This is a genomic window from Thermus sp. (assembly GCF_056332225.1).
The window spans coordinates 1-26,273 of record NZ_JBWGQW010000015.1 but is presented as its reverse complement, the minus strand read 5'-3'; the positions used below and the strand labels follow the sequence as shown (position 1 = coordinate 26,273).

The 26,273-nt window shown below is 69.8% G+C and carries 28 protein-coding genes and 1 tRNA gene; 14 read left to right on the top strand and 15 right to left on the bottom strand.

Annotated elements, in window-relative coordinates; translation table 11 throughout:
- Window positions 1–10: 10 nt before the first annotated feature.
- From AC01Y6_RS04675 to AC01Y6_RS04665, 3 genes are all read left to right on the top strand, one after another.
- Window positions 11–2,122: a primosomal protein N' family DNA-binding protein gene (locus AC01Y6_RS04675; protein WP_347241785.1), complete on the top strand. Its 2,112-nt coding sequence runs from the start codon at window positions 11–13 to the stop codon at window positions 2,120–2,122.
- Window positions 2,123–2,199: 77 nt separating this feature from the next.
- Window positions 2,200–3,279, top strand: coding sequence for an alanine racemase (gene alr / locus AC01Y6_RS04670; protein WP_476670463.1), 1,080 nt, complete (start codon window positions 2,200–2,202; stop codon window positions 3,277–3,279).
- Between the two features lie 5 nt (window positions 3,280–3,284).
- Window positions 3,285–3,605: a DUF3208 domain-containing protein gene (locus tag AC01Y6_RS04665; RefSeq protein WP_476670461.1), complete on the top strand. Its 321-nt coding sequence runs from the start codon at window positions 3,285–3,287 to the stop codon at window positions 3,603–3,605.
- 16 nt (window positions 3,606–3,621) lie between these two features.
- On the opposite strand, the gene AC01Y6_RS04660 is transcribed toward AC01Y6_RS04665, so the two are convergent.
- From AC01Y6_RS04660 to AC01Y6_RS04635, 6 genes are all read right to left on the bottom strand, one after another.
- Entirely contained in the window at window positions 3,622–4,317 is a 696-nt protein-coding gene (locus tag AC01Y6_RS04660) for a glucodextranase DOMON-like domain-containing protein (protein WP_476670459.1), read from the bottom strand.
- Between the two features lie 8 nt (window positions 4,318–4,325).
- Window positions 4,326–5,543 carry a gluconeogenesis factor YvcK family protein gene (locus tag AC01Y6_RS04655; protein WP_428720044.1) on the bottom strand — a complete coding sequence of 406 codons (1,218 nt, stop codon included), beginning with the start codon at window positions 5,541–5,543 and terminating at the stop codon, window positions 4,326–4,328.
- Window positions 5,524–6,345 carry an RNase adapter RapZ gene (gene rapZ, locus AC01Y6_RS04650; protein ID WP_428716297.1) on the bottom strand — a complete coding sequence of 274 codons (822 nt, stop codon included), beginning with the start codon at window positions 6,343–6,345 and terminating at the stop codon, window positions 5,524–5,526. The genes AC01Y6_RS04655 and rapZ overlap by 20 nt, the downstream gene beginning before the upstream one ends.
- Before the next feature lie 105 nt (window positions 6,346–6,450).
- Window positions 6,451–6,885, bottom strand: coding sequence for a hypothetical protein (locus tag AC01Y6_RS04645; RefSeq protein WP_476670484.1), 435 nt, complete (start codon window positions 6,883–6,885; stop codon window positions 6,451–6,453).
- Window positions 6,886–7,099: 214 nt separating this feature from the next.
- Window positions 7,100–8,278 (bottom strand): ABC transporter permease, encoded by a 1,179-nt coding sequence (locus AC01Y6_RS04640; protein WP_476670456.1) that lies wholly within the window; start codon window positions 8,276–8,278, stop codon window positions 7,100–7,102.
- The gene (locus tag AC01Y6_RS04635; protein WP_476670454.1) at window positions 8,278–8,994 is read right to left on the bottom strand and encodes an ATP-binding cassette domain-containing protein; all 717 of its coding nucleotides are present in this window, start codon (window positions 8,992–8,994) and stop codon (window positions 8,278–8,280) included. The genes AC01Y6_RS04640 and AC01Y6_RS04635 overlap by 1 nt, the downstream gene beginning before the upstream one ends.
- Window positions 8,995–9,053: 59 nt before the next feature.
- On the opposite strand from AC01Y6_RS04635, the gene AC01Y6_RS04630 reads away from it, so the two are divergent.
- Window positions 9,054–9,329: a hypothetical protein gene (locus AC01Y6_RS04630; RefSeq protein WP_347241693.1), complete on the top strand. Its 276-nt coding sequence runs from the start codon at window positions 9,054–9,056 to the stop codon at window positions 9,327–9,329.
- Here AC01Y6_RS04630 and AC01Y6_RS04625 read toward each other — a convergent pair.
- Together AC01Y6_RS04625 and AC01Y6_RS04620 are read right to left on the bottom strand one after the other, a co-directional pair.
- Window positions 9,326–9,889, bottom strand: a complete 564-nt coding sequence (locus tag AC01Y6_RS04625) for a cob(I)yrinic acid a,c-diamide adenosyltransferase (RefSeq protein WP_428721888.1) — start codon at window positions 9,887–9,889, stop codon at window positions 9,326–9,328. The two genes, AC01Y6_RS04630 and AC01Y6_RS04625, sit on opposite strands and share 4 nt — an antisense overlap.
- 52 nt (window positions 9,890–9,941) lie before the next feature.
- Window positions 9,942–10,018, bottom strand: a tRNA-Arg gene (locus AC01Y6_RS04620).
- A gap of 43 nt (window positions 10,019–10,061) precedes the next feature.
- Here AC01Y6_RS04620 and AC01Y6_RS04615 point away from each other — a divergent pair.
- The 6 genes from AC01Y6_RS04615 (at window position 10,062) to leuS (ending at window position 16,713) form a co-directional block, all read left to right on the top strand.
- The gene (locus AC01Y6_RS04615) at window positions 10,062–10,283 is read left to right on the top strand and encodes a hypothetical protein (protein ID WP_347241692.1); all 222 of its coding nucleotides are present in this window, start codon (window positions 10,062–10,064) and stop codon (window positions 10,281–10,283) included.
- 260 nt (window positions 10,284–10,543) lie between these two features.
- Window positions 10,544–11,656 carry a glutamate 5-kinase gene (gene proB, locus AC01Y6_RS04610; RefSeq protein ID WP_476670451.1) on the top strand — a complete coding sequence of 371 codons (1,113 nt, stop codon included), beginning with the start codon at window positions 10,544–10,546 and terminating at the stop codon, window positions 11,654–11,656.
- Window positions 11,653–12,888 (top strand): glutamate-5-semialdehyde dehydrogenase, encoded by a 1,236-nt coding sequence (locus AC01Y6_RS04605; protein ID WP_476670449.1) that lies wholly within the window; start codon window positions 11,653–11,655, stop codon window positions 12,886–12,888. The genes proB and AC01Y6_RS04605 overlap by 4 nt, the downstream gene beginning before the upstream one ends.
- Window positions 12,885–13,175 (top strand): hypothetical protein, encoded by a 291-nt coding sequence (locus AC01Y6_RS04600; RefSeq protein ID WP_428720050.1) that lies wholly within the window; start codon window positions 12,885–12,887, stop codon window positions 13,173–13,175. The genes AC01Y6_RS04605 and AC01Y6_RS04600 overlap by 4 nt, the downstream gene beginning before the upstream one ends.
- Entirely contained in the window at window positions 13,168–13,950 is a 783-nt protein-coding gene (locus AC01Y6_RS04595) for a YhjD/YihY/BrkB family envelope integrity protein (RefSeq protein ID WP_428720051.1), read from the top strand. Before AC01Y6_RS04600 ends, AC01Y6_RS04595 begins: the two co-directional genes overlap by 8 nt.
- A 126-nt stretch (window positions 13,951–14,076) precedes the next feature.
- Window positions 14,077–16,713, top strand: a complete 2,637-nt coding sequence (gene leuS, locus AC01Y6_RS04590; protein ID WP_476670446.1) for a leucine--tRNA ligase — start codon at window positions 14,077–14,079, stop codon at window positions 16,711–16,713.
- Here leuS and AC01Y6_RS04585 read toward each other — a convergent pair.
- Window positions 16,691–17,392 carry a Clp1/GlmU family protein gene (locus AC01Y6_RS04585; protein ID WP_476670445.1) on the bottom strand — a complete coding sequence of 234 codons (702 nt, stop codon included), beginning with the start codon at window positions 17,390–17,392 and terminating at the stop codon, window positions 16,691–16,693. The two genes, leuS and AC01Y6_RS04585, sit on opposite strands and share 23 nt — an antisense overlap.
- A gap of 87 nt (window positions 17,393–17,479) precedes the next feature.
- Here AC01Y6_RS04585 and AC01Y6_RS04580 point away from each other — a divergent pair, with 87 nt between their 5' ends.
- On the top strand, window positions 17,480–18,643 hold the full coding sequence (locus AC01Y6_RS04580) for an acyl-CoA dehydrogenase family protein (protein ID WP_476670443.1): 1,164 nt from the start codon (window positions 17,480–17,482) through the stop codon (window positions 18,641–18,643).
- Here the strand turns inward: AC01Y6_RS04580 and rlmN are convergent.
- Genes rlmN through AC01Y6_RS04555 form a run of 5 tightly spaced genes read right to left on the bottom strand, consistent with a single transcriptional unit; the run spans window position 18,612 to window position 22,018 of the window.
- Window positions 18,612–19,658, bottom strand: coding sequence for a dual-specificity RNA methyltransferase RlmN (gene rlmN, locus AC01Y6_RS04575; RefSeq protein WP_476670441.1), 1,047 nt, complete (start codon window positions 19,656–19,658; stop codon window positions 18,612–18,614). The two genes, AC01Y6_RS04580 and rlmN, sit on opposite strands and share 32 nt — an antisense overlap.
- Window positions 19,655–20,194: a Uma2 family endonuclease gene (locus AC01Y6_RS04570; protein ID WP_428715964.1), complete on the bottom strand. Its 540-nt coding sequence runs from the start codon at window positions 20,192–20,194 to the stop codon at window positions 19,655–19,657. The genes rlmN and AC01Y6_RS04570 overlap by 4 nt, the downstream gene beginning before the upstream one ends.
- A gap of 7 nt (window positions 20,195–20,201) precedes the next feature.
- On the bottom strand, window positions 20,202–20,429 hold the full coding sequence (locus AC01Y6_RS04565; RefSeq protein ID WP_476670439.1) for a hypothetical protein: 228 nt from the start codon (window positions 20,427–20,429) through the stop codon (window positions 20,202–20,204).
- Between the two features lie 25 nt (window positions 20,430–20,454).
- Entirely contained in the window at window positions 20,455–21,126 is a 672-nt protein-coding gene (locus AC01Y6_RS04560; protein WP_476670437.1) for a molybdenum cofactor biosynthesis protein, read from the bottom strand.
- Complete coding sequence (locus AC01Y6_RS04555; protein WP_347241677.1) at window positions 21,116–22,018, bottom strand: HrcA family transcriptional regulator; 903 nt, start codon at window positions 22,016–22,018, stop codon at window positions 21,116–21,118. The genes AC01Y6_RS04560 and AC01Y6_RS04555 overlap by 11 nt, the downstream gene beginning before the upstream one ends.
- A gap of 265 nt (window positions 22,019–22,283) precedes the next feature.
- On the opposite strand from AC01Y6_RS04555, the gene AC01Y6_RS04550 reads away from it, so the two are divergent.
- The 3 genes from AC01Y6_RS04550 to AC01Y6_RS04540 all read left to right on the top strand — a co-directional run bounded on the left by AC01Y6_RS04550 (window position 22,284) and on the right by AC01Y6_RS04540 (window position 25,372).
- Window positions 22,284–23,819, top strand: a complete 1,536-nt coding sequence (locus AC01Y6_RS04550) for an ATP-binding protein (protein ID WP_428721876.1) — start codon at window positions 22,284–22,286, stop codon at window positions 23,817–23,819.
- Entirely contained in the window at window positions 23,819–24,268 is a 450-nt protein-coding gene (locus tag AC01Y6_RS04545) for a tRNA (cytidine(34)-2'-O)-methyltransferase (protein ID WP_476670434.1), read from the top strand. The genes AC01Y6_RS04550 and AC01Y6_RS04545 overlap by 1 nt, the downstream gene beginning before the upstream one ends.
- A gap of 219 nt (window positions 24,269–24,487) precedes the next feature.
- Window positions 24,488–25,372, top strand: coding sequence for a histone deacetylase family protein (locus AC01Y6_RS04540; protein ID WP_347241674.1), 885 nt, complete (start codon window positions 24,488–24,490; stop codon window positions 25,370–25,372).
- Here the strand turns inward: AC01Y6_RS04540 and AC01Y6_RS04535 are convergent.
- Window positions 25,342–26,196, bottom strand: a complete 855-nt coding sequence (locus AC01Y6_RS04535) for a GNAT family N-acetyltransferase (protein WP_428721873.1) — start codon at window positions 26,194–26,196, stop codon at window positions 25,342–25,344. The two genes, AC01Y6_RS04540 and AC01Y6_RS04535, sit on opposite strands and share 31 nt — an antisense overlap.
- Window positions 26,197–26,273 lie beyond the last annotated feature (77 nt).

Below are 26,273 nucleotides of genomic sequence, written 5' to 3'. Positions count from 1 at the left end.
TCCTAGGGGTATGCGGGCCCTCCGGGTGGCCCTCCCCCTTCCCTTGCCCCCCATGAGCTACCTGCCCCCCTTGGAGGGGGAAGGGGAGGCCGTGGGGCGGCGGGTGGCCGTGCCCTGGCGGGGGGAGGTGCGCCTCGGGGTGGTGGTGGGGGAGGAGGAGGCCCCTAGGGGGCACGCCCTGCGCCACGCCATCGCCTACCTGGACCCAAGGCCTTACCTGCGCCGGGAGGAGCTCGCTTTCCTGGAGGAGGCCGCCCGGTACCTCTTCGCTCCCTTGGGCCAGGTTCTGGCGGATCTCTTGCCCCCTTTTCCGGAGGTGCGCCACCGGGTGCGGCTTTACCCGGGGACCGACCCCAAGGTGCTTCCCCGGGGCCTCGAGGCCCTCACGGAATGGCAGGAGGCCAAGGGCTTTGATCCCAAGCTCCTGGACCTCCTGCGGGAGGCGGGGGTCCTGGAGGAGGAGGTGGCCTTCAAGGAGGGGAGAAGGGTCCTCCTTCCCCTAAGGGAGGCCCACCCCGACCCCGAGATGGACCGGGTGCTCCAGGTCCTGCGGGCCCTGGGCCACGCGGAAAGCCAGGCGGCCCTGGCCCGGGCGGCGGGGGTAGGGGTGGGGAAGGTCAAGCGCCTCCTGCTGGAGGGGTACATCGGCCAGGGCCCTCCCCCAAAGCCCCGTCCTTCCGGCCCTTCCCTGGAACCCCTTTCCCTGCCCGAGCGCCCCGGGCGCGTGAACGGGGGGCGCTTTGCCGAAAGGCTCCGCCTCCTGAAGGGCCTGGTGGCCGAGGGGGACCACCTGGTCCTCTTCCCCGAGGTGAGCCTCCTCCAGCGCTTTCTCGCCTTCTTCCCCGAGGCCCGGGCCTACCACGGCGGGCTTTCTCCCCTGGAGCGGGAGGCCCTTTTCCGCGACCCCCAAGGCCTCGTCTTCGCCACCTACGGGGGGCTTCTCCTGCCCTTCACCCCTCGCTCCTTGGTGGTGGTGGAGGAGGGAAGCGAAAGCTACAAGCTTCCCTCGGGGAGCCGGGCCTTCGTTCCTCCCCTGGCCGAGCTCCGGGCCAGGCTCCTGGGGGTTCCCCTCACCTACCTTTCCCTGGTGCCGGCGGTGGAGGTCTTGGAGCGGCCCGGCCTCACCTTTCCCGTGCCCAGGCCCCGGGTCCTCCTCCTGGACCTCAGGCGGGAAAAGGGCTACCCCTTCGCGGGAAGGGCCCTGGCCCTTTTAAAGCAGGTGGAGGAGCGGGGCAGGCAGGCGGTGGTCCTGGCGCCCCGGAAGGGCTACAGCGCTTTCCTCCTCTGCCCCGACTGCGGTTACAAGCCCACCTGCCCCCACTGCGCCCTTCCCCTGCGCTACCACCGCCCAAGCCGCCTCCTCTGCCACCAGTGCGGCCACGAAGAGCCCCCGCCCCCCCTTTGCCCCCGGTGCCAATCCCCCCTTCTGGAGCCCAAGGGGCCCGGGCTGGAGTGGCTTTGGGAGGACCTGAAGGGGCGCCTTTCCCTTCCCCTTTTCCGCTACGCCAAGGAGGCCAAGGACGACCTCACCCCCCTCCTTAAGGGGGAGCCCGGGGTGGTGGTGGGGACCACGGCCCTCCTCCGGGGGCCCACCTTGCCCGAGCTCGCCCTCGTCCTTTTGCCCTACGCCGACGGCTTCCTCTACGAGAGCGACTTCCGCGCGGCGGAGCGCTACCACCGGCTTCTTTGGGCCCTCGCGGAGCTCAGGCCGGGAAGGCGCCCTCTCCTTGTCCTCCAGACCTACACCCCCGACCACCCCGCCCACCAAGGCCTCCTGGAGGGAAGCGTGGAGGCCTTCCCCTGGGTGGAAAAGGCCCTGCGGGAGGCCTTAGACTATCCTCCCAAGGTGCGCATGGTGAAGCTCGAGGTGCGCCACCGCCGGGAGGAGAGGGCCCTGGAGACCGCCTTCGCCCTAAGGGCCGCCCTAGAGGGCGTGGCCAAGGAGGGAGAGGTCCTGGGCCCGGCCCCCGCCCCGGTCCCCCGGGTGAAGGGGTTTTACCTCTACCACCTGCTCCTTAGGGGGACCACCGAGCGCCTGGAGGCCCTCCTTGCCCATCTGGACCGGCGCAAGTTCCGGCTGGACCCCGACCCCCACCGCTTCGTGGGGCTTCTAGAGGACTGATACCGCCCGTGCTGGCGTGGGCCCGCGCGGGGTGGCAACCCCGCCCTTCGGGTTCAGGCCGGGGTATCCTGGTGGGCGTGGAAGCCCGGGCCTGGGTGGAGGTGGACCTGGGCGCCCTCCTCCAGAACCACCGCCTCCTTCGGGAGCGGGCGGGCCAGGAGGTCATCCCCGTGCTGAAGGCCGACGCCTACGGGCACGGGGCCCCCCCCATCGCCCGCTTTCTGGAGGGGAAGGGGGTTGGCCGCTTCGCCGTGGCCACCCTGGCCGAGGGGCGGGCCCTGAGGCAGGGGGGGGTGAGGGGGGAGGTCCTGCTTCTGGGAAGCCTCCACCCCCTGGAGGCCGAGGAGGCCTTGCGGTGGGGGCTCACGCCGAGCCTCTCCACCCTCGAGGCCGCGGAAGCCCTGGCCCAGAGGGCGAGGACCCTAGGCCTTCTCCCCAGGGCCCACCTCAAGGTGGACACGGGCATGAACCGGGTGGGCTTCCGCTGGGAGGAGGCCCTTCCGGCCCTCCGGGCGGTGGAAGCCCTGGGGGTGCGGGTGGAGGGGGTCTACAGCCACCTGGCCACCGCCGGGGAGGACGAGGCCTTCGTGGAGGTCCAGAGGCGGCGCTTCCAGGAGGTGCGGGCGGCCCTGGGGGAAGGGTACTTCTACCACCTGGAGAACTCCATGGGCCTCCTCCTCCACGGGGGGGAGAACGCCCGGGTGGGCCTCGCGTTGTATGGCCTTATCCCGGGCTTTGGCTTGAGGCCCGTTCTCCGGATCCTGGCCCGGCCCACCCTGGTGAAGCGCCTGAGGCCCGGGGACCGGGTGGGCTACGGCGGGGAGTACGTGGCGCGGGGCGGGGAGTGGCTCGCCACCTTGCCCGTGGGCTACGCCGACGGGCTTCCCCGGGGGGCGGTGGGTTTCGTCCGTGGGCCCGGGGGAGAGCTTTGCCCCGTGGCGGGGCGGATCTCCATGGACCAGACCACGGTGCTCCTCCCGGGGCCCGTGGGCCTCGAGGCCGTCTTTGAGGTCCTTTCCCCAGACTTCGGCCCCACGGGGCTCCTCTCCTGGGCCGAGGCCCGGGGGACCATCCCCTACGAGGTGGCGGTGCACCTTTCCCGGAGACTCCCCCGGCGCTACCTCCTGGAGGGGGAGGTCTTGGAGGAGGTGGGCTAGGGGCCATGCGGGCGGTCCGTCTCTTCCAGGGCTACCTCTGGCACCCCAAGGAGGCCCCCTTGGACCCGAGGGCCCTCCTCCCCGGGGAGCTCTTGGGAGCGAGGCTCCTCCTGGACGAGGTGCCGCCCCCCACCCCCTTCTTCGCCGACGGCACCCCCACCCACACCCAGCACTTCTACCAGCTCACCCTGCTCCTCCTCACCGAGGAGCCCCCGGAGGCCCTGAAGCCCCTGGCCGAGGCGGTGGCCGAAGCCCTGCAGGCCCGTTTGGAGGCCCTACCCCAAGGGGTGGGCTGGCTCCTCCTGGAGGACCTCCGCCCCCTTTAGCGCCACCTGGGGGTCCTTAGCGCCGCAGGAGAAAGGCGAGGAGCAGGGAAACCCCGCCCAGGGCGAAGGCCAAGAGGCTTTCCCTCCTCAAGGAAAGCCCTCGAGGCCTCAGGGGCTTCAAAACCCCGGTCTCATAGGCCCGCACCTGGTCCAGGGGGCGTTCGGCCAGGAGGTCCACGAGGGGCGGGGCCCCAGAGGAGGCGGTAAGGGTCCAGGGGCCCCCGGAAGGGCTCGTGGGGCGCAGGTACCCGGGGGCGAAGGGGTCAAAAAGGCCCACCCCGGCGTAGATTCCGTACCTCCCTGGGGAGAGGCCGGTGTCCAGCACCACCCACTCCCCTTCCCGCCAGGCCCTGGCAGGGGCCTTTTCTCCGGAAGGGGTTCGCCCTTCCCCTCCGAACCCCGTGAGGAAGAAGCCCACCTCCCAGCCCTCTCCTGGGGGGGTTTTGAGGCCCGGGACCAGCTCCTCGCTCCCCCCTTTTCCCGTGTCCAGAAAGAGGACCACCGTGGCCAGGCTGAAGCCCAAGGGGCCTCCCAGGGGGTTGGGGTAGCGGGCGAGGCGCACCTTGAGTAGAAGACGCCCTTCTCGCCCCTCCCCCCCCACCGCCACCAGGTCGGCGAAGCCCTCTCCCGCTTCCTGGTAAAGGCCCGCCCGGGGGTACTGGTAGGCCAGGCCCCGGTCGTCCCCTAAAGGGTCCTGGAAGAGAAAGAGCACGCCCACCTTTATACCAGGGAAAGGAGGGCCTTCACCACCTTCCTGGGGTCGTGCTGGGCCAGGGGACCCTCCTCCCGGAAGTCCCCGGCGAGGACCCGGACCCCGTCTACGGCGAAGGGCCTCGGGTCAAAGGCCACGGGGTGGCGGCCCTCTCGGGCGTAGCGGGCCCGCACCTCCTCGGGGATGGGGGCGGTGTGGACCAAGACCATCTCCGGTCTTCGGCCCAGGTGGTAGGCGATGGCCTTGTAGTGGTCGTAGGCGGTGTAGCCGTCGGTCTCCCCGGGCTCGGTCATGAGGTTCACCACGTAGACCAAAGGCGCCTTGGCCCGGGCCAGGGCTTCCTTGAGGGGACGGGGAAGGAAGCTAGGAATCACGCTGGTGTAGAGGCTTCCTGGTCCCAGCACAACAAGGTCCGCCCGGCGGAGGGCTTGGAGGGCCTCCGGCATCACCTCCTGGGGCTCGGGGACCAGCGCGACCTCCCGGATCCGGCCCCCACGGGCGCGGACGGCCACCTCCCCCTCCACCTCAGCCCCGTCCTGGAAGCGGGCCCTGAGGCGCACCGCCTCCGGGGTGGCGGGCAGGACCTGGCCCCTTAGGTTCAGGATGGCGTTGGCCTCCCGGATGGCCTCGGCGAAATCTCCCGAGACCTCGTTGAGGGTCACCAGGAAGAGGTTGCCGAAGGTGTGCCCCCGCACCTCTCCCCGGTCAAAGCGGTAGGCGAGGAGCCGGGGCAGGGCGGGGTGGTCGGAGAGGGCGGAGAGGCAGTCTACCAGGTCCCCCACGGCGGGTAGGCCAAAGCTTAGCCTGAGCCGCCCCGTGGACCCCCCGTCGTCGGTGACGGCCACGATGGCGGTGGCGTGGGCGGTGTGTTCCTTTAGGCCCTTGAGGACCCGGGAGAGGCCCGTGCCCCCCCCGAAGGCCACCACCCTGGGGCCTGCCTCCAGCTTGCGGCGCACGTAGACCCGCTCGGGGACCTCCTCGGGCCGGGTGAAGGCGGCGAGCATGCTCCGGTTCATGGCCCGGATGCCCCCCGCCAGGAGGCCGAGGCCGAGGAGGGAGAGGAGGGGGCCGGGAAGGGGAGGGGGCGGGAAGAGGGGGCCTAGCCCCCAGGAGAGCAGCAGGGCTCCCAGCCCGGCGAGGGCGGCGTAGCGCTTGACCCGCATCCCCGGGTACAGCCAGCGCAAGGCGGGGAAGCGCTTTGCCAGGCTAGGCCTCCTTCTCCACATCCCGGTGGTTCACCTCCACCCGGAAGCGGCTTGAAAGCTCCTCGGCGAGCCTTTCCGCCACGGCCACGCTCCGGTGCCGCCCCCCGGTGCACCCCACGGCCACGGTGTAAAAGGCCCGGCCCTCCCGCTTCGCCCCTTCCGCCGCCAGACCCACCACGGCGAGGAGGGCCCGGTAATAGGGCTCCTGCTCTTCGCGGAAGACGTAGGCCTTCACCTCGGGGTCCAGGCCGGTTTTGGGCCTTAGGGCGGGGTCGTAGTGGGGGTTGGGCAGGGGGCGCACGTCCAGGACCAGGTCGGCCTCCTGGGGCGGCCCCCACTTGAAGCCGAAGGAGAGGAGCCTCAGGGTGAAGCCCGCCTCCTCCCCCAGAAACCGGGCCAGGGCCTCCTTGAGGGCCCTTGGGGAGAGCTCGGAGGTGTCCAGAACCAGGTGGGCCCGCTCCCGCAAGGGGGCGAGGGCCTTCCGCTCCTCGCCGATCTCCCGCATGAGGTTCCCCGCCCCCAGGGGGTGGACCCTCCGGGTGAGGTTGTAGCGGCGGAGGAGGACCTCGGGGCGGGCCTCGAGGTAGATCACCGTGGGCTTAAGCGCCTCCAGGACCCCTTCCAGGTCGCCGAAGAAGGCCAGGGCCCGGGCGTCCAGCACCACCCCCGCCCGCTCCACCCCCCGGGCGGCGAGCTCTTCCAGAAGGGGCTTCCAGAGGCCCGGGGGGAGGTTGTCCACCATGAAGTAGCCCAGGTCCTCCAGAAACCCCCGGGCCGTGGTCTTGCCCGCCCCCGAGAGGCCGGAAAGCACCAGAAAGCCCATCTCCCTGACTATACCCGCCACCGGGGCCAGAGGTTGGAGGAGGACTTCAGAGCGTCCCACGAGCCCCGGGTGGGTGCGCTTCACCGCCAGCGGGGAAAGCCTCTCTCATCCCTCCTCTTTCCAGGCGAGGAGGGGCCGGGGGTCCTCCGGGTTCAGGAGGAGGCCCGTGCCGTCCTCGAGGACCAGGAGGACCCCTTCCCCCCGCCTCGCCCCCACGAAGGCCTCCACGGGAAGCCCCTGGGGAAAGGCTTTTGTCCTTAGGCGGAAGGGCACCCGGTAGTAGCCGGGCATCGCGGCGTTGGGGCCGAAGACGAGGAGGGGCAGGGCGTAGGCCGTGAGGCCCGCCGCCACCACCTCCGAGCGGTGGACCTGGCGCTTCCCCAAGGGGTACTGGACCTCCAAGAAGGGCCCCTGAAGCTCGTAGAAGAGCCTTTCCGGGAAGCCCTTAAGCCAGAGGAAGAGGGCTCCCATGGCGAGCCCCTCCGCCGCCACCAGGGCGAGGAAGAGGGGCCTCTCGGAGGCCTTGGCTGCAGCCGCCACGGCCAAAAGCGCCGCGAGGGAGGCTAAGTGCCCGCACCTTGGCTTTGCAACACGGGATGCCCGAGCTTGGGCTTTGGGAAAGCTCTTTTGGGGCCCCCACCGCGGCTTTTGCCGCGGCGGGGTACTTAGATACAGGGCCAGGAAGAGCCCCCTAGGATTCCCGTCCCTCTTCGGGGTTAGCCTCATCCCGCCTCGCCGCCTCCTACCCGTCCTCCTAGTTCCGGTAGACCACGTCCTCCCGCCCGAAGGCCCACACGGCGAGGCCCAGGGCCAAGGCGGCGTAGGCCAGGGTAGAGGCCCAGGTAAGGCCCGCCTGCAGGGGGGTGGCGCTTCCCTTGAGGAGAGCGTCCATGAAGAGGGCCACGTTGAAGAGGGGGAGGAGGTGGTGCCAGGCCTCAAGCTCCAGGAAGCCCCTGAACTGGAGGAAGAGGAGGGGCACAAGGGCCAGAAGGTACAGGGAGGTCATGTAGCTTTGAGCCTCCTTGAAGCTCCGGGCGTAAAGCCCCAGGGCCACCATCACCGCCCCCATGAAGAGGGCGAGAAGAAGGGCGGTGAGGAAGAGGGCGAGGAAGCCGCCCAAGTCCAGGTTCACCTGCCCTCCCAGGACCAGGGTTTCGCCCCTCTTCGTGAGGGCGCCTCCGCCAAAACGCGCGCTCAAGGCCCCTCCCAGGGCGAGCCCCAAAAGCCCCGCCACCCCCGAGAGGAGGGCCATGGCCACCGCGGCCAGGGTCTTGCCCAGGGCGATCTGCAGGAGGGGCACGGGGGCGGCGAGGAGGGCCTCGAGGGTCCCCTTCTCCTTCTCCCCCGCGGTGGCGTCCACCGCCACCACCTGGCCCCCGGAGAGGACGGAGACCACCAGGAAGAAGGGGAGGAGGAAGCCCAAAAGCCCCCCGGCCTTTTCCCTGGGAGGAGAGGCGTCCACCACCTCCACGGCGAAGGGGGAGAGGACCTCCTTGGGGAGGCCCGCCCGTGCCAGGGCCTCGGCCACCTTGGCCTCCTTGAGGGCCTGGAGGGCCCCCTTGACCTTTTCCACCGCCACCTGGCTCTGCCCCAAACCCGAGGCCAGGCGGCCATAGACGCGGTAGGCGCCTTCCCGGAAGGCCACCCCCGCCGGGAAGCGGCCTTCCCGCACCGCCTCTTCGGGGTCGGGCACCGGAACGGGCTTGAGCCGGGCGGCCTCGAGGGCCTTTAGGGCCTCCTCGGGAAGCCCCGCCACCGCCACCTCCTGGACCCTTTCCGCCTCCCCTTGCAAGAGGCGGTTTTGGAAGAGGATTGGCCCGAACACGAAGACCGGCATCAGCAAGACGGGAAGGACCAAGGTGGAAAAGACCAGCTTCCGGTCGCGAAGGACCTGGACCAGCTCCTTCCAGAAAATCCTAAGGATGGCTTCCATCACGCCCTCCCCACCTCGCGGACGAAGGCCCGCTCCAGGCTTCCCTCCCCCAGGGCCAGGGCCTCGTCCCGGCTTCCCTCGTAGACCAGCCGCCCCCGGTGGAGGAAGCCCACCCGGTCGGCCACCTCCTCGGCCTCGCCCATCACGTGGGTGGAGTAAATCACGGTGTGGCCCAGGCCCCGGTAGGCCTTCACGAAGTCCAGAAGGGCCCTGCGGGCGAAGACGTCCAGGCCCGCCGTGGCCTCGTCCAGGAGGAGGACCTTGGGTCGGTGCAGGATGGCCCGGGCGATCACCAGCTTCTGCCGCATGCCCGTGGACATCTCCATCACCCTCCTCTCCAGGGTCTCCTCCATTCCCAGGAGGGCGGCTACCCAGTCCAGGGCCTCCCGGAAGGCCCGGCCCTTTAGCCCATAGAAGCCGGCGAAGAACTCCAGCACCTCCTTTCCCGTGAGCCGCTCGTAGACCCGCATGCCCCCGTTCACCAGGCCGAGGTTCCGCCGCACCTCCATGGGCTCCCGGACCACGTCAAACCCCGCCACCTGGGCCCTTCCGGCGCTCGGCCTCACCAGGGTGGAGAGCATGCGCAAGGTGGTGGTCTTCCCCGCCCCGTTGGGGCCCAAGAGGGCGTAGACCTCCCCGGGCTCCACCCAGAGGGTGAGGCCCTCCACGGCCCACCCGTGGCGGTAGCGCTTGGACAGGCCCTCCGCTCGGACCATGAGGGGATTATAGTGACCCTCGGGCTTCCCCAAAGCGCCATAATGGGGGGGTGAAGGCCATGACCTTCTGGGTCAAGCCCCAGGGCTCCCTCGAGGCCCTGCCCGAGGCCAGGGACCTGGTGGGGGATCTCCTGGAGCTTTTCTACGAGTACTTCCCCGAATACGAGGGGTGCCTGGGCTTCTCCCAGTCCCCCCGTAGGCCCCGCTACCTCTTCCTCTATATGGAGGGGCCCTGCGGCGGGCTTCTGCCCAGCGCCACCCAGTTTTTGAAAGAACTTTTAGAAACTGCCTTTCCCCAGGCGGAGGTTCGGGTCTACGGCAAGCCCTGGCCCTAGCGGCGCTTCTTCACGAGCCACTCCTCCTCCTTGACCCCCTCCCTGGCGTTCACCACCCGGGCCAGGACGAAGAGGAGGTCGGAGAGGCGGTTCAGGTAGCGGATGACCTCGGGGTTCACCGGTTCCTCCCGGCTTAGGGCCACCACCTTCCGCTCCGCCCGGCGCACCACGGTGCGGGCCAGGTGGAGCGCCGCCGCCGCCGGGTGCCCCCCGGGGAGGACGAAGCCCCGGAAGGGGGGGCTTTCCTCCTGGTAGCGGTCAATGGCCTTCTCCAGGCCCTCCACGTCCCCGGCGTCCATGCGGGCGATGTTCTTCTCGTAGGGGCTTCCCATGCGGGTGGCCAGGTCGGCCCCCAGGTCAAAGAGGGCGTTCTGCACCCCTTCCAGAAGCTCGTGGAGGTCCGGGTGCTTCTGGGGAAGGAGGCTCCGGGCGAGGCCGAGGGCGCTGTTGGCCTCGTCCACGGTACCGTAGGCCTCCACCCTGGGGTGGGCCTTCACCACCCGCTCGGCCCCGTAAAGCCCAGTTTCCCCAGCGTCCCCGGTCTTGGTGTAGATCTTCATGGCCCCATTGTAGGGAAAACCCCGGGGCGGTAAGCTACCCCGGGGTCTTTTTTGGCGGGCCCGAGAGGATTCGAACCCCTGACCTGCTGATCCGTAGTCAGCCGCTCTATCCAACTGAGCTACGGGCCCAAGCCAACCTCAACCATAGCATGCCGGAAAGCCCTTGTCAATAATGGAAAGCGTGCGGGAGAAGCGCTTGGAAGCCCTCCTCCTTCAGGCCCTGGGACGGGAGGGCACCCTGGAGGAACTCCACGCCGCCCTCAAACCCCTCTGCCCGGGCCTCACCAAGGCCCGCCTCTTCGCCCTTCTGGTGCGGCTAAAGCGGGAGGGAAAGGTGGCCTTCCAAGGGGGCCGCTTTCGCCTAGCGGGGGAAGGCCAGGGTGCGGACCCTTAAGCCGTCCGAGAGCTGGACCTCAAAGGCCCCCCGGGGGGGAGGTTGTGGAGGGCGAGGCGGGCCTCCCCGCCCGTGTGCCACAGGCCCAAGGCGGTGCGGGTCCCGTCCCCGGCCACGCGGAACACCGAGGAAGGGGGTGCAGGCGGCAAGGAGGGAGGCCACGGCCAGCAGCAGGGGGACGGTCCCGAAGCCGAGACCCATCGCGGGCCACTTTACCAGGCCCGGAGGGGATTTGGATGGGCGTGCTATCCTGGGCCTTAATGCGCCCGGGGCTTTCGGCCAAGCGCCTGGTGGTCAAGGTGGGAAGCGCCGTCCTCGCGGGGGAGAGGGGCCTGGACCTCGAGGCCATGACCGAGATCGCCCGCCAGGTGGCCGCCCTGAGGGAGGAAGGCCGGGAGGTGGTCCTCGTCTCCTCGGGGGCGGTGGCGGCGGGGATGCGGCGGCTCGGGCTTGGAGAGCGCCCCAAGGACATGCCCCTAAAGCAAGCCCTCGCCGCCATCGGCCAGCCCCTTCTCATGGCCCATTGGCAGGAGGCCTTCCGGCCCCACGGCCTCCCCGTGGGCCAGGTGCTCCTCACCGCCGAGGACCTCTCCGCCCGGGGCCGCTACCTGAACGCCAAGGCCACCCTAAGGGCCCTCCTGGGCCTTGGGGTGATTCCCATCATCAACGAGAACGACACCGTGGCCTTCCACGAGATCCGCTTCGGGGACAACGACCAGCTCTCCGCCCGGGTGGCCGCCTTGGTGGAGGCGGGGCTTCTCCTCCTCCTTTCCGATGTGGACGCCCTCTACGAGGAGGACCCCAAGAGGAATCCCGAGGCCCGCCCCGTTCCCGAGGTGGAGCGGGTGGAGGCCGTGCTGGGCCACGCCGGGGAGGGGAACCCCTTGGGAAGCGGGGGGATGCGGAGCAAGCTCCTCGCCGCCCGCATCGCCGCGAGGGTGGGGGTCCCCACGCTCCTCCTTCCCGGAAGGAGGCCCGGGGTCCTCCTAAAGGCCCTCTCCGGGGCCCCCTTGGGCACCTACTTCCACGCGAGAAGGCGCTACCGCGGGGAGAAGGCCTGGCTTTTTGGCCTCCTCCGCCCCAAAGGGGAGCTCGTCCTGGACCGGGGGGCGGTGCGCGCCCTTAAGGAGCGGGGGGCGAGCCTCCTTCCCGCCGGGGTCAAGGAGGTGCGGGGAAGGTTTGGCCGGGGCGAGGCGGTGCGCCTCCTCTCGGAGGAGGGGGAGGAGGTGGGGGTGGGCCTCGCCAACTACGCCTCGGAGGAGATCGCCCGCATCAAGGGCAGAAGGAGCGCGGAGATTGAGGAAATCCTGGGCTACCGCTACACCGAGGAGGTGGTCCACCGGGACCACCTCGCCCTGAAGGAGGAGGCATGACGGGTTTGAGGGAACTCGCGGAGCGCGCGCGGAAGAGGCTTCCCGAGATCGCCAAGGGCAACCGGGACCGGGCCCTCCTCGCCATGGCGGACCTCCTCGAGGCCCGCTGGGAAGAGGTCCTGAGGGCCAACCGGGAGGACCTGGAGGAGGCGGAAAGGGCGGGGCTTCCCAGGGCCAAGCTGGACCGCCTGGCCCTTAGGGAGAAGGACCTCAAGACCCTCACCGAGGGCCTCCGCCAGATCGCCCGCCTCCCCGACCCCCTGGGCCGCATAGAGGGCCTGGCCAAGCGGCCCAATGGCCTAAAGGTGGGGAGGATGCGGGTGCCCCTCGGCCTCATCGGCTTCGTCTACGAGGCGCGGCCCGGGGCCACGGTGGAGGCGGTGAGCGTGGCCTTGAAGGCGGGAAACGCCATGCTCCTCAGGGGGGGCAAGGAGGCCTTCCGCTCCAACCGGGCCCTGGTGGCCCTCTGGCACGAGGCCCTGGGAGAGGCGGGCCTTCCCCAGGAGGCGGTCACCCTCGTCCCCACCACCGACCGGGAGGCCGTCTTGGAGATGTGCCGCCTGGAGCTTTTGGACCTCCTCATCCCGAGGGGGGGCGAGGAGCTCATAAGGCTTGTGCAAAAGGAGGCCCGGGTCCCCGTCCTCGCCCACGCCAAGGGGGTGAACCACCTCTACGTGGACGAAAAGGCGGACCTAGGTATGGCCCTCCGCCTCGCCCTGAACGGCAAGACCCAGCGCCCCGCGGTGTGCAACGCCCTCGAGGCCCTCCTGGTCCACGAGAAGGTGGCGGAGGCCTTCCTTCCCCTCTTGGAAAGGGCCATGCGGGAAAAGGGGGTGGAGCTCAGGGCCTGCCCCAAGGCCCTTCCCCTCCTCAAGGAGGCGGTCCCCGCCCGGGAGGAGGAGTGGGACCAGGAGTATTTGGACCTCGTCCTCCGGGTCAAGGTGGTCTCGGGGCTGGAGGAGGCCCTGGCCCACATCGCCCGCTACGGCTCCCGGCACACCGAGGCCATCTGCACCGAGGACCCCAAGGCGGCCTGGCGCTTCCTGGAGGAGGTGGACGCAAGCCTAGTCCTCTGGAACGCCTCCACCCGCTTCAACGACGGCTTTGAGCTGGGCCTGGGGGCGGAGGTCGGCATCAGCACCTCCAAGCTCCACGCCTACGGCCCCATGGGCCCCATGGAGCTCACCACCTTGAAGTGGGTGGCCCTGGGGGAGGGGCAGGAACGGGCGTGAAGCCGGAAGACCCCCTGGCCCGCTCCACCAACCTCTACGAGCGGGGCTACACCCGGCTCCTCCTCGGGGAAAAGGAGGAAAGCCTGACCCTCCTCCGGGAGAGCCTCGCCGAGGCCGAGGCCTCCCTGGACCCCGTGGCCCAAGCCTCCGCTCACCGGGGCCTTTTGGAGTGGCACCTCCGCTTAGGCCGGGAGGGGGAGGCCCAAAGGCACAAGGAGGCGGCCATCCGATTCTTCCTCAAGGCCGGGGACCGCAAGGGGGCGGAGGAGGTGGAGGGCCTTGCTTAAGCGGTTCTACCGGCGCTACCAGGAGGCCCACGTCCCCTTCTTCGCCGCCGCCCTCGCCTACTACGCCCTCCTCTCCCTCATGCCCCTCCTCTTCCTCCTGGTGGGCCTCTTCGGCTTCCTCCTCTCGGGAAACCCCCTCCTCAGGGCCCAGGTCTTCCAGGCCCTCACCGAGCTCACCCTGGCCCTCTTCCCCGCCCGCCCCGAGATGGCCCAGGCCCTCCTGGACTTCCTCACCCGGGGCGCCTTTCCCCTCACCTTAGGAAGCGGCCTCCTCCTCCTCTGGTCGGGGAGCAACTTTTTCGCCGCCCTGAGCTACGCCCTGGGGCTCATCTTTGGCCGGGCCCTGGGGTTCCGCCACCGCCTCCTCGGCCTCCTCATGCCCTTCGCCCTGGGGCTTGGCCTCATCCTCCTGGCCCTTGGGGGGCTCGCCCTGGGGTTTTTCCTTCGGTTTTTGCCGGAGGCCTGGCGGGTCTTCCTCGGGCCTTTGGAGGCCCTTGTCCCCCTCCTCGCCGCTTTTTTCCTCTTCCTCCTCACCTACGCCCTCTTCCGGGGGGTGAGCCGCCCTAGGGACCTCCTTCCCCTAGGTGCCGGGGCCGGGGCGGCCACCTTGGTCTTTGAGGGGGTGCGCCTGGGCCTGCCAAGCCTCCTTCCCCGCTCCCAATACGAACTCCTCTACGGCCCCCTGGCGGGGTTCGTCCTCGCCCTTTTGGGGCTTTACCTGGTGCTCTTCGCCCTTCTCCTGGGGGCGGTGGTGGCCTGGGGACTTTCGGAGTAGCGCCTTTTCACCCGGGTGCCAAAAGGAGTAGCATAGGCCTATGCGCCGGGCCAGGCTAGCCCCTTAAGGCGGGGAGGGGCCTGGCTGTCCCTTCCCCCAGGGGAAGGGTTTTTTTGAGGAGGAAGCATGGAGAAGTACAACCCCCACGCCATAGAGCCCAAGTGGCAGCGCTTCTGGAAAGAGAAGGGCTTCATGAAGGCCAAGGAGGCCCCCGGGAAGCGGGGCAAGCAGTACGTGCTGGTGATGTTTCCCTACCCCTCGGGGGACCTGCACATGGGCCACCTGAAGAACTACACCATGGGCGACGTCCTGGCCCGCTTCCGCCGGGTGCAGGGCTACGAGGTCCTCCACCCCATGGGCTGGGACGCCTTTGGCCTTCCGGCGGAAAACGCCGCCCTGAAGTTCGGCGTCCACCCCAAGGAATGGACCTACGCCAACATCCGCCAGGCCAAGGAGAGCCTCGAGCTCATGGGCATCCTCTACGACTGGGACCGGGAGGTCACCACCTGCGAGCCCGAGTACTACCGCTTTAACCAGTGGATCTTCCTCAAGATGTGGGAAAAGGGCCTGGTCTACCGGGCCAAGGGCCTCGTGAACTGGTGCCCCAAGTGCCAGACGGTCCTCGCCAACGAGCAGGTGGTGGAGGGTCGGTGCTGGCGCCACGAGGACACCCCCGTGGAGAAGCGGGAGCTTGAGCAGTGGTACCTCCGCATCACCGCCTACGCCGAGAGGCTCCTTAAGGACCTCGAGGGCCTCCGCTGGCCCGAGAAGGTCAAGGCCATGCAAAGGGCCTGGATCGGCCGCTCGGAAGGGGCGGAGATCCTCTTCCCCGTGGAGGGAAAGGAGGAGAAGATTCCCGTCTTCACCACCCGCCCCGACACCCTCTTCGGGGCCACCTTCCTGGTCCTCGCCCCGGAGCACCCCCTCACCCTGGAGCTCGCCCTTCCCGAGAGGCGGGAGGAGGTCCTGGCCTACGTGGAGGCCGCCAAGCGCAAGACGGAGATTGAGCGCCAGGCGGAAGGAAGGGAGAAGACCGGGGTCTTCCTCGGGGCCTACGCGGTGAACCCCGCCACCGGGGAGAGGATCCCCATCTGGACCGCGGACTACGTGCTCTACGGCTACGGCACCGGGGCCATCATGGCCGTCCCCGCCCACGACCAGCGGGATTTTGAGTTCGCCAAGAAGTTCGGCCTCCCCATCCGGAAGGTCATTGAGCGGCCCGGCGACCCCCTCCCCGAGCCCCTGGAGAGGGCCTACGAGGAGCCCGGGGTCATGGTGAACTCCGGCCCCTTTGACGGCACGCAAAGCGAAGAGGGGAAGCGGAAGGTCATCGCCTGGCTGGAGGAAAGGGGCTTAGGGAAGGGCCGGGTCACCTACCGCCTCCGGGACTGGCTGATAAGCCGCCAGCGCTACTGGGGCACCCCCATCCCCATGGTCCACTGCGAGGCCTGCGGGGTGGTGCCCGTCCCCGAGGAGGAGCTTCCCGTCCTCCTCCCCGACCTCAAGGACGTGGAGGACATCCGCCCCAAGGGGAAAAGCCCCCTGGAGGCCCACCCCGAGTTCTACGAGACCACCTGCCCCAAGTGCGGCGGCCCCGCCAAGCGGGACACGGACACCATGGACACCTTCTTTGACTCCAGCTGGTACTACCTCCGCTACACCGATCCCCACAACGACCGCCTCCCCTTTGACCCGGAGAAGGCGAACTTCTGGATGCCCGTGGACCAATATATCGGCGGGGTGGAGCACGCCGTGCTGCACCTCCTCTACAGCCGCTTCTTCACCAAGTTCCTCCACGACCTGGGGATGGTGAAGGTGGAGGAGCCCTTCCAGGGGCTTTTCACCCAGGGGATGGTCCTCGCCTGGACGGACTTCGGCCCCGTGGCGGTGGAAGGGGAAAGGGTGCGCCTCCCCGAGCCCACCCGCATCCGGCTGGAGATCCCGGAGAGCGAGCTTTCCCTGGAGGACGTGCGGAAGATGGGGGCCGAGCTCCGCCCCCACGAGGACGGGACCCTCCACCTCTGGAAGCCCGCCGTGATGAGCAAGTCCAAGGGGAACGGGGTCATGGTGGGGCCCTTCGTGAAGGAGCAGGGGGCGGACATCGCCCGCATCACCATCCTCTTCGCCGCGCCCCCGGAGAACGAGATGGTCTGGACCGAGGAGGGGGTCCAGGGGGCCTGGCGCTTCCTGAACCGCATCTACAGGCGGGTGGCCGAGGACCGGGAGGCCCTTTTGGGGACGAGCGGGGTCTTCCAGGCGGAGGCCCTCGAGGGGAAGGACCGGGAGCTTTACGGGAAGCTCCACGAGACCCTGAAGAAGGTGACGGAGGACCTCGAGGCCCTCCGCTTCAACACCGCCATCGCCGCCCTCATGGAGTTCCTGAACGCCCTTTACGAGTACCGCAAAGACCGGCCCGTGACCCCGGTCTACCGCACCGCCATCCGCTACTACCTGCAGATGCTCTTCCCCTTCGCCCCCCACCTGGCCGAGGAGCTTTGGCACTGGTTCTGGCCCGATAGCCTTTTTGAGGCGGGCTGGCCCGAGCTGGACGAGAAGGCCCTGGAGAAGGACCTGGTGGAGGTGGCGGTGCAGGTGAACGGGAGGGTGCGGGGGACGATCCAGATCCCCAAGGACGCCCCCCTGGAGGTGGCGCGGGCCGAGGCCCTCAAGGTGCGGAACGTGAGGGCCCACCTCGAGGGCAAGGAGGTGGTGAAGGAGATCTACGTCCCCGGGAAGATCCTCAACCTGGTAGTGCGGGGGTAGGAAAGGCGAGGCGGGTGGGGAGGGCCCTCGCCACCTCACCCTTGGCCGGGGTGAGGAAGAGCCCCTCCCCGCCCCCAAAGGCGAGGAGCCTCCCGTAGCCCAGGAAGAAGCCCTCGGGGTCCAGGAGGCCGTAGAGCCGGTCCCAGAGGGGCGGGCCCTCGAGGGGGGCAACCCTGGGCCCCGCCCCCTGGAAGTGGGCGAGGAGCCTCTCCTGCCGGTTTTTCCGCCTTTCCGCCGGGGTCTTCCTGCGGGCCTCGGGAAGGGGCCGGGCGAGGCGCATCCTGAGGTCCCTCCGCCAGGCGAGGGCCCGGTAGAGGTCTTCTGAGCCCAGGACCAGCACCTCGGCGGGGCTTAGGGCCTCCGCCTGCAGGAGGCGGTACTCCGGGTCCAGAAGCCCGTCCGTGTCCGCCACCGCCGGGCTTCCCGGGGGGATGAGGCGGGCCAAGCGCAGGGCCGCCACCAGGGCCCTCCCCTCCGCCCCCGCCGGGGAAAGCGCCCCCACCAGGGCGCGGCGCGCGAGGAGGAGGCGCCCTTCGCGGTGGAGGAAGAGGGAGAAGGCCCCGGGAAGGGCCCCTTGCCCCGGGTCCAGGTCCAGGAGGTAGGCCTCCCCCGCTCTCTCCAGCAGGCGGAGGGCCAGGGTGGTCTTGCCCACGTCGGTGGGGCCCACGAGGAGGAGCATTCCCCGAGAAACCACTTTAAGGCTTTGGGGGAAAGAGGTATAACGCATTTTTGCCTATGGGCAGAAAAGGGTTATACTGAACCCACCATGGCCCTTTGGTTTGAGGAAAGCCGGGAGGAGAGGCAGGTTCTCGGGCCTTTCCGCGAGTTCTTGAAGGCGGAGGTGGCCCCGGGGGCGGCGGAGCGGGACCGGACCGGGGCCTTCCCCTGGGACCTGGTGCGGAAGCTCGCCGAGTTTGGGGCCTTCGGGGCGCAGGTGCCCGAGGCCTACGGGGGGGCGGGGCTTTCCACGAGGCTCTTCGCCCGCATGGTGGAGGAGGTGGCCTACCACGACGGGGCCCTCGCCCTCACCGTGGCGAGCCACAACTCCCTGGCCACCGGGCACATCCTCCTCGCCGGGAGCGAAGCGCAGAGGCAAACCTTCCTTCCCAAGCTCGCCGCGGGGGAGGCCCTGGGGGCCTGGGGCCTCACGGAGCCGGGCTCGGGCTCGGACGCCGCCGCCCTCAAGGCCAAGGCGGAGAAGGTGGAGGGGGGGTGGGTCTTGAACGGCACCAAGCAGTTCATCACCCAGGGGAGCGTGGCCGGGGTCTACGTGGTGGTGGCCCGCACCGACCCCCCTCCAACCCCCGAGAAGAAGCACCTCGGCATCTCCGCCTTCGCCTTCTTCCGCCCCGAGCGGGGCCTAAAGGTGGGGCGGAAAGAGGAGAAGCTTGGCCTCCACGCCTCGGACACCGCCCAGCTCGTGCTGGAAGACCTTTTCCTTCCCGAGGACGCCCTCTTGGGCGAGCGGGGGAAGAGCTTCTACGACGTCCTTAGGGTGCTGGACGGGGGAAGGATCGGCATCGCCGCCATGGCCGTGGGCCTCGGCCGGGCCGCCCTGGACTACGCCCTGGCCTACGCCAAGGGGCGGGAGGCCTTCGGCAAGCCCATCGCCGAGTACGAGGGGGTCTCCTTCAAGCTCGCGGAGGCGGCCACGGAGCTGGAGGCGGCGAGGCTTCTTTACCTCAAGGCGGCGGAGCTCAAGGACGCCGGGAGGCCCTTTACCCTCGAGGCCGCCCAGGCCAAGCTCTTCGCCAGCGAGGCGGCGGTGAAGGCCTGCGACGAGGCCATCCAGGTCCTCGGGGGCTACGGGTACATCCGGGACTACCCGGTGGAGCGCTACTGGCGGGACGCCCGCCTCACCCGCATCGGCGAGGGGACGAGCGAGATCCTGAAGCTCATCATCGCCCGGCGCCTTCTGGAAGCGGTGTGAGAAGAGGCTTGGGGACCTTTAGGGCGAGCTGGCCGCAGGCCGCGCCCACGTCCTGGCCCCGGCTCCACCTGATGGAGGTGGGAACCCCGAGGCGCCTGAGCTCCTCGGCGAAGGCCAGGATGCCCGCCCTGGGCGTGCCCTCCACCGGGGCCCCTTCCCAGGGGTTGAAGGGGATGAGGTTCACGTGGGCGCTCAGGCCCTTGAGGAGCTTGGCGAGGAGCCTCGCCTGCCAGGGGTGGTCGTTCACCCCCTTGAGGAGGGTGTACTCCAGGGTGACCCGCCGCTTGGTCTTGGCGTAGTAGTGGCGCACGGCCTCCAGGATCTCGGCGATGGGGTAGCGGTGGGCGGTGGGGATGATCCGCTTGCGGGTCTCGTCGTCGGGGGCGTGGAGGGAGAGGGCGAGGCGCACCCCCAGGTCCTCCTCGGCGAGGCGGTAGATCCCCTTGGGGATGCCCACGGTGGAGAGGGTGATGCGCCTCGGGCTCATGGCCAGGGCCTTCTTGTGGAGCATGATGCGGACGGCTTTGAGGACGTTGCCCAGGTTCAGCAGGGGCTCCCCCATGCCCATGAGGACCACGTTCCGGATCTCCCGGGGGGAGATCCCCTGGTGGTGGGCGATGGCGAGGAGCTGGGAGAGGATCTCCGCCGCGGTGAGGTTCCGCCCGAAGCCCATGGCCCCGGTGGCGCAGAAGGCGCACCCCGCGGGGCAGCCCACCATGCTGGAGAGGCAGACGGTCTTCCGGTTCTCGTAGGGCATGTAGACGGCCTCGGTCCTCTGGCCGTCCAGGAGGGTGAAGAGGTACTTCACGCTCCCATCCCGGCTGGGGTAGGCCTCCACCAGGGCGAACTCCGAGATGCGCCACTCCCGGCCCAAGACCTCCCGCAGGGCCTTGGGGAGGTCGGTCATCTCGGCGAAGTCCAGGGCCCCCTTGGCGTAGAGCCAGTGGGCGATCTGGGCCTTGCGGAAGCCCTCGCCGGGAAGCTCCTCGGGAAAGAGCTCCAGGATGGGCCTCATACTACCCCCTCGTAGAGGGCGGCGAGGGGGAGGGTCCCCTCGAGGCAGGGCAGAACCAGGGTTTCCCCCAAGGCCTCTTCCCGGAACCCCTCCGGGGTCTTCCGGTAAAGAACCCCTCCCGGCCGCCCGCTTTCCAAGATCAGGTAGCCCAGAAGGCTCGGGAGGCGAAGGTAGCGGGAAAGCTTCTCCCGCCGGTCCTGGACCTCCGTGCCCGGGGAAAGCACCTCCGCCACCAGACAGGGGGAGGTTTCGTACAGGGGGTGGGCCTTGGGGCCGCACACCACCATGACGTCAGGGTAGTAGAAGGTGTCCTCGGAGAGCTTGAGCTTCACCGTTTCGCTGTAGACCCTGCACCCCTTGGCCCGGGCCAAGGGTTTGAGGAGGGCCACCAGGTTGGTGACGATGAGGTTGTGGTCCAGGCTGGCCCCCGCCATGGCGTAGGGAAGGCCCCCAAGAAGCTCGTGGCGAAGGGGGCTTTCCCTCTCTAGGGCCAGGTACTCTTCCTCCGTCAGGGGGCGCAGGGCCCGCTCGGTCATCCCCCCATTATAGCCGAAGCCTCCCGTAGCCCAAAAGGAGGCCCGTGAGGAGGAGAAGGAGCCCCAAGGGCCTTGGCCTCGCCCAAAGGCCCAGGAAAGCCCCGAAGAGGAGTAGGCCCAAGCCCACCCGGCTCCGGCCTTCCCGGAAGGCCCGCCCCGAAAGAAACCCCAGAAGGAGGGGAAGGACGAAGAGGACGAGGAGGAGGAGCCCGGCGATGGCCGCGAAGGAGGTCATCTTCCCCCTAAGGAGGCCTTAAGCCTCAAAGCCGCTTGTCCTCCGGGGCGAAGCCCTCCACCCAGAAGCTCCCGTCCTTGCGGTGCTCCTTCTTCCACACGGGCAGGACCTGCTTCACCCGGTCAATGGCGTACTGGCAGGCGGCGAAGGCCTCCTTGCGGTGCCGGGCCGAGACCACGATGGCGATGGAGGCCTCCCCGGGGTCCACCCGGCCCAGGCGGTGCCAGAGGGCGATGCGCCCTAGGGGCCAGCGGGCCCGCATCTCGGCGAGGATCTCCGCCATCACCCTCTCCGCCATCTCCGGGTAGGCCTCGTACTCCAAAAAGGCCACCTCCTCCCCGCGGTTGGGGCTTCGGGTGGTGCCGAGGAAGCTCACCACCGCCCCGTACTCCGGGGCCGCGGCCCAGGCCACCAGGGCCCCAAGGTCCAGGGGCTCCTGGGTGAGGCCGTAGGAGTCCTGCCCTCCCGAAACCGGGGGGAGGAAGGCCACCTCGTCCCCCTCCTTCAGGGGGGTTTCCGCCCCCGCCAGGGCCTGGTTCACCGCGGCCATCCCGCCCTCGAGGCGAAGCCCGGGGAAGCGCTCCTCCAGAAGCCTCCTGACCTCGCTCACCCTCGCCCCCTCGGGGAGGTCCAGCTCTAGGCGCTCCAGGCCCGCCTGCTCCCGGTAGAGGGCGAAGAGGCGCACCTCAACGCGCATGGCTCCCAGTATAGACCTGGGTGAGGCCTAAGACCACGGAGAGGGCCTCGGGGTAGCGCATGCGCATGGGCCCGAGGAGGACGATCTCCCCAAGCCACTCCCCCTTCTGGAAGCCCGCCTGCACCTGGGCGAGCCCCTCCACCTCCCCCACCCGCACGTCCACGCCCCCCGGGGGGGTGAGGAGGTCCTCGGCCCCCTCTTCATAGAGGCGCACCAGGCGCTCCAGGAAGCCTGGGTCCTGGGCCTCGGGCTCCTTGAGGGCCTGGGCGAGGCCTTCCCGGTAGGTGAGGGAAAGCCCCCCAAGGAGGGCCCGCTCTAGGAGGGAAAAAAGCTCCTCCAGGCCCGGGGGAGGCTCGGCGGAAGGGGTGAAGGGGCGGGCCAGGGCCTCCTCCGCCTGGCGGAGCCTTTCGGGGGAGAGGCTTAAGGGAAGCCGGGCCTCCTTCACCCTTCCCCCTTCCAGCACCAAGACCGCCAGGGTGCCCTCGGGGAGGGGGGAGAGGTGGACCTGGAGGACCTTGGGGGCCTTCCTCGGCCTGAGGTGGAGGAGGGCCGGGTAGCCGGAAAGCCCGGAGGCCATTTTCACCAGGAAGGCCTCGGGCTCCCTGGCCCCCTCCAGGGCCTTTTCCAGGCGGGCCTGGGTGGCCTCGGGGAGGGGCTTGGGGGGGAGGAGGGAGAGGGAGTACTGGCGGTAGGCCTGGCGGGTGGGCACCCTGCCCGCGGAGGCGTGGGGCTTGGTGAGGTAGCCCATCTCCTCGAGGGCGATGAGCTCGTAGCGGGCCAGGGCAGGGCTAAGGCCCAGGGCCTCGGCGAGCCGCGCCGAGGGCACCGGGGCCTTGGTCCTTATGTACTCCTCCACCAGGTGGTGGAGGATGCGCCGCTGCCTGGCCGTCACGCCCCTATTGTACCGGACTCGCCGGGGCCTCGTCCCCCCCGGTGCGGCCCGCCCTCGGGATGGCCCCCACCCTGGGCCTCAGGGAGGGCTCGGAGGGGCTCCTTCTCCCCTTAGGGCCAAGGGCAGAAGGGCGCAAGGCCTTGCGGGCCCGGCTACCCGAACGCGGGGAAGGGGCTTGCCGGAAGCCCCCGCCGCAAGCCGGGTAGAGCGGGTGGGCCTAAAGGCCTCTCCCTCCTCTCCCCGCAGGCCCCGTAAACTGGGCCCCGTGACGTGGGAGGAGCTTGAGGAGCGCCTGGCCCGGGGGCAGGACGAGCGCACCCTCTTCCTGCCCCACGACCTCTCCCCGGAGGAGCTCGCCCGCTACGCCGCGGGCCTCGCCAACCACAAGGGGGGCACCCTCTTCCTGGGCGTGGACCCGGAGGGCCGGGTGCTCGGGGCCCCGGAGATCCACCCCCTCCAGATCACCCACGCCCTCTTCCAGCTCACCCAGGGCCTTCTCCTGCCCTACGTGGAGGTGCTGGAGGGGCCGGAGGGGCGGGTTTTGGCCCTCCACGTGCCCCAAAGCCCGGCGGCCATCGCCGTGGGGGCGGGGCGGGTGCCCTTCTGGGACGGCGCCCGCCTTTCGGAGCTCAAGGTGGGCCAGGCCCTGCCCGAGCCGGACTTCACCGCCCAGGTCCTGCCCGCGGCGAGCCTTTCCGATCTGGACCCGGTGGAGGTCCTGCGCTTGAGGCGCATCCTGGAGGAAAGGGGAAGTTCCTTGGCCGCCCTGCCCGATCTGGAGCTCCTCTATTCCCTCGGCCTCTTGGAGCGGGTGGAAGGGGAGGTGCGCCCCACGGTGGCGGGCCTTCTCCTGGTGGGAACGCCCCTCGCCCTAAGGCGGCTTCTCCCCCAGGCCGAGGTGAGCTACTACTTCCACGAGGCCGAGGAGGGCTACAGCTTCCGGGAGGACCTCCTAAGGCCCATCCCCGCCCTCCTGGAGCGTTTGAAGGAGCTCATCCAGGCGCGGAATCGGGTCCGCTACCTCACCGTGGGGCTTTTCCGCCTCGAGGTCTGGGACTTTGATCAGGAGGTCTACCGGGAGGCCCTCCTAAACGCCCTCGTCCACCGGGACTGGCGGAGCCAGGACGCCATCCAGGTCCACCACCACCGGGACCGGCTGGAGGTCTCCAACCCCGGCGGCTTCCCCCCCGGCATCACCCCGGAGAACGTCCTCCGCCACCCCCCAAAGAGGCGGAACCCCCGCCTGGCCGAGGCCCTCTACCGCCTGGGCTACGTGGAGCGGGCGGGAAGCGGGGTGGACAAGATGTACCGCCTCCTCCTCAAGCACGGCAAGGAGCCCCCGGAGTACCGCCTTTTCCCGGAGGCCCTGACCCTCATCCTCTACAACCCCGAGCTGGACGAGGCCTTCGTGCGGGAGCTCGCCGAGGCCCAGGAGCGCTTCGGGGCCTTCAGCCTGGACCACCTCATCGCCGTGGGGTACCTGCGCCGGGTGGGGGAGGCGGGCCTGGAGGATCTTTCCCGAGCCCTCCAGCTTCCCGAGGAGGCGGCGCGCCGGGTCCTTTCCCGCATGGAGAAGATGGGCCTCCTGCGCAAGGAGGGGGGGCGGTACCACCTGGCCCGCAAGGACCCCCTGGCGGAGCGGGTCCTGGCCCTTCTGGAAACCCCTAGGCCCAGGCGGGACCTAGAGGAGGCCCTGGGGCTTTCCCGCAGAAGGGCCCTGGAGCTTCTCGGCCGCCTCGTCCGGGAGGGCCGGGTGGAAAGGGTGGGCCGAGGGGCGGCCACCCGCTACCGGAGGCGGTGATGCTCCACCTGGTCCTCTACCAGCCGGAGATCCCCCAAAACGCCGGGAACGTGGCCCGCACCGCGGCCGCCCTGGGGTGGCCCCTCCACCTCATCCGTCCCCTGGGCTTCCTCCTCTCTAGCCCCAAGCTCAAGCGGGCGGGCCTGGACTACTGGCCCCACGTGGACCTCAGGCTCCACGACTCCTTTGAAGCCTTCCTCCAGGCCCTGCCTAGAGGGGCTAGGGTCTATGCCTTCAGCGCCCGGGGGGAGGCCTCCCTTTACGAGGTCCGCTTCCAGGAGGGGGACTTCCTCCTCTTCGGCCCCGAAAGCCGGGGGCTTCCCGGGGAGGTCCTCACCCGGTTTCCCGCCATCAGGATCCCCATGCCGGGGCCGGTGCGCTCCTTGAACCTGGCGGTGGCCGTGGGGGTGGCGGCCTACGAGGCCTACCGCCAGCTCAGAGAGCGATGAGGGCGTGGCCCTGGGCACCCCCCAGGGGGTGCGGTGCCGCCTTTTGGGGTTCGCCCCGAGGAGCGGGGTGTGGCCGGGGGCGGAAGAGGAGGAAGACCCTGGCCCCCCGGTGGGCGAAGTCTGGGCCCCGGGGGCGGGGCGTGGGTCAGGAGGACGTCGGAAGGGAGAAGGAGGCGCACGCCCCTTTCCATTTTGGCGAAAAGCGTTAAGGATAGGGGCGTGCGGGCGTACACCACGGCCCACCTCTCCTTCCCCCTGCCCGAGGGCCACCCCTTCCCCCTCTACAAGTACGGGGGCGTGGCCGAGGCCCTGAAGGGGCTCCTTCCCGTCCTCCCGGCCCCCGAGGTGCCCCGGGAGGCCCTCTTCCTGGCCCACGAGGCCCCCTACCTGGAGAGGCTTTTCGGGGAGGGGCTTACCCGGGAGGAGTCTTTGAGGCTCGGCCTCCCCTTCAGCCAGGGCCTTCTCCTCCGCGCCCTCCACGCCGCCGGGGGGACCCTGGCCGCGGCCCTGGACGCCCTCGAGGAGGGCCTCGGCCTCAACCTCGCCGGGGGCACCCACCACGCCTTCCCCGGCCGGGCCGAGGGGTACAGCCTCTTCAACGACGTGGCCGTGGCGGTCCATTGGCTCCGGGTCAAGGAGGGGTTTTCGGGCCGGGTTTTGGTGGTGGACCTGGACGCCCACCAGGGGAACGGCACCGCGGTCTTCTTCCAGGAGGACCCCTCGGTCTTCACCCTTTCCCTCCACGGGGAGCGGAACTACCCCCTGAAGAAGGAAAGGAGCGACCTGGACGTGGGCCTTCCCGACGGGGCGGGGGACGAGGCCTACCTCTGGGCCCTGGAGGAGGCGCTGGATAAGGCCCGGGCCTTCCGCCCGGACCTCGTCTTCTTTAACGCCGGGGTGGACGTCCTAAAAGGGGACCGCTTCGGCAGGCTCGCCCTAAGCCTGGAGGGGGTGAGGCGGCGGGACGAGCGGGTCTTCCGGTTCGTCAAGGCCCTGGGGGTGCCCCTGGTGGTGGTGATGGGCGGGGGGTACAACCGCGACCCCCGCCTCACCGTGGAGGCCCACGCGGCGACCTACCGCCTGGCCTTGAGCTCCTTGGCGTAGGTGGCCACGGCCTCCTCGAGGCTAAAGCCTAAGCCCCGGTAAAGCTCCAAGGCCCCCTTCTCGTGGTCGTGGGCCCGCACCCGGAAGAGGGTGGTCCCCTTCTTCTTGGCGAGCTTGGCGGCCTCGGAAAGAAGAGCGCGGCCGATGCCCTGGCCCCGGGCCTCGGGGACGACCCCGATGTAGGCCACGCTGGCCTCTTTTCCTTCCAGCTCCACCTCGGCCATCCCCACGGGGACCTCCCCCCGGTAGGCCACCAACAGGTGGACGGCGGGGTCCTGGAAGTGCTCCTCCAGTTCCTCGTCCGTCCAGCGGAGGCGCAGGGCCCAGCTCTCCTCGCTCTCCCGGTAGAGCTCCCGGTAGACCTCCGCCCCGGGGAAGCCCTCCTCCACCCGCACCCCCTCGGGGGCGGGGTAGTCCAGCCCCTCAGGGCGCTTGACGAAGAAGTAGGTCACGTGAAGGAGGCCGAAGCCCGCCCCCTCCAAAGCCCGGCGCAGGGCCCGGTTTTCCTCCCGGGGGAAGGCGTAGAGCCGCTCCACCGCCACCTCCTGGGCCCGCCCCTCCGCCGCCTCCAGGAGGAGGGGCAGGTCCTCCTCGCGGTAGGCCACGGGCCCTTCCAAGGCGGCCCCGTCCCAGAAGGGGTAAAGGCCCACGTACCCCGCCACCTCTTCCTCCCGCACCAGGACCAGGCCGTCCTCCAGCTCCTCGGCCAGGCCCTCGAGGTCCCGGGCCTCCGGGGCAAGAACCCCCCGCTCGGGGCTTTGGTCCAGGTGGCGGAGGAGCCTAAGGAGCCCCGGGAGGTCCTTGCGGGCCACGGGCCGGATCATGCCCTTAGTTTAACCCAAGTTGCTACCTATCCCTGGGCCTGACAGACTTGGCCGCTATACCGCATAGAGCCCCAGGA

What these genes read in the sequence shown, in the direction of transcription:
- AC01Y6_RS04675 (WP_347241785.1), top strand. Translation starts at nt 11, where the DNA reads ATGCGGGCCCTCCGGGTGGCCCTCCCCCTTCCCTTGCCCCCCATGAGC.
- AC01Y6_RS04665 (WP_476670461.1), top strand. Translation starts at nt 3,285, where the DNA reads ATGCGGGCGGTCCGTCTCTTCCAGGGCTACCTCTGGCACCCCAAGGAG.
- AC01Y6_RS04655 (WP_428720044.1), bottom strand. Translation starts at nt 5,543, where the DNA reads ATGTGGAGAAGGAGGCCTAGCCTGGCAAAGCGCTTCCCCGCCTTGCGC.
- rapZ (WP_428716297.1), bottom strand. Translation starts at nt 6,345, where the DNA reads ATGGGCTTTCTGGTGCTTTCCGGCCTCTCGGGGGCGGGCAAGACCACG.
- AC01Y6_RS04640 (WP_476670456.1), bottom strand. Translation starts at nt 8,278, where the DNA reads ATGGAAGCCATCCTTAGGATTTTCTGGAAGGAGCTGGTCCAGGTCCTT.
- AC01Y6_RS04635 (WP_476670454.1), bottom strand. Translation starts at nt 8,994, where the DNA reads ATGGTCCGAGCGGAGGGCCTGTCCAAGCGCTACCGCCACGGGTGGGCC.
- AC01Y6_RS04630 (WP_347241693.1), top strand. Translation starts at nt 9,054, where the DNA reads ATGACCTTCTGGGTCAAGCCCCAGGGCTCCCTCGAGGCCCTGCCCGAG.
- AC01Y6_RS04625 (WP_428721888.1), bottom strand. Translation starts at nt 9,889, where the DNA reads ATGAAGATCTACACCAAGACCGGGGACGCTGGGGAAACTGGGCTTTAC.
- AC01Y6_RS04615 (WP_347241692.1), top strand. Translation starts at nt 10,062, where the DNA reads ATGGAAAGCGTGCGGGAGAAGCGCTTGGAAGCCCTCCTCCTTCAGGCC.
- proB (WP_476670451.1), top strand. Translation starts at nt 10,544, where the DNA reads ATGCGCCCGGGGCTTTCGGCCAAGCGCCTGGTGGTCAAGGTGGGAAGC.
- AC01Y6_RS04605 (WP_476670449.1), top strand. Translation starts at nt 11,653, where the DNA reads ATGACGGGTTTGAGGGAACTCGCGGAGCGCGCGCGGAAGAGGCTTCCC.
- leuS (WP_476670446.1), top strand. Translation starts at nt 14,077, where the DNA reads ATGGAGAAGTACAACCCCCACGCCATAGAGCCCAAGTGGCAGCGCTTC.
- AC01Y6_RS04585 (WP_476670445.1), bottom strand. Translation starts at nt 17,392, where the DNA reads ATGCTCCTCCTCGTGGGCCCCACCGACGTGGGCAAGACCACCCTGGCC.
- AC01Y6_RS04580 (WP_476670443.1), top strand. Translation starts at nt 17,480, where the DNA reads ATGGCCCTTTGGTTTGAGGAAAGCCGGGAGGAGAGGCAGGTTCTCGGG.
- rlmN (WP_476670441.1), bottom strand. Translation starts at nt 19,658, where the DNA reads ATGAGGCCCATCCTGGAGCTCTTTCCCGAGGAGCTTCCCGGCGAGGGC.
- AC01Y6_RS04570 (WP_428715964.1), bottom strand. Translation starts at nt 20,194, where the DNA reads ATGACCGAGCGGGCCCTGCGCCCCCTGACGGAGGAAGAGTACCTGGCC.
- AC01Y6_RS04565 (WP_476670439.1), bottom strand. Translation starts at nt 20,429, where the DNA reads ATGACCTCCTTCGCGGCCATCGCCGGGCTCCTCCTCCTCGTCCTCTTC.
- AC01Y6_RS04560 (WP_476670437.1), bottom strand. Translation starts at nt 21,126, where the DNA reads ATGCGCGTTGAGGTGCGCCTCTTCGCCCTCTACCGGGAGCAGGCGGGC.
- AC01Y6_RS04545 (WP_476670434.1), top strand. Translation starts at nt 23,819, where the DNA reads ATGCTCCACCTGGTCCTCTACCAGCCGGAGATCCCCCAAAACGCCGGG.
- AC01Y6_RS04535 (WP_428721873.1), bottom strand. Translation starts at nt 26,196, where the DNA reads ATGATCCGGCCCGTGGCCCGCAAGGACCTCCCGGGGCTCCTTAGGCTC.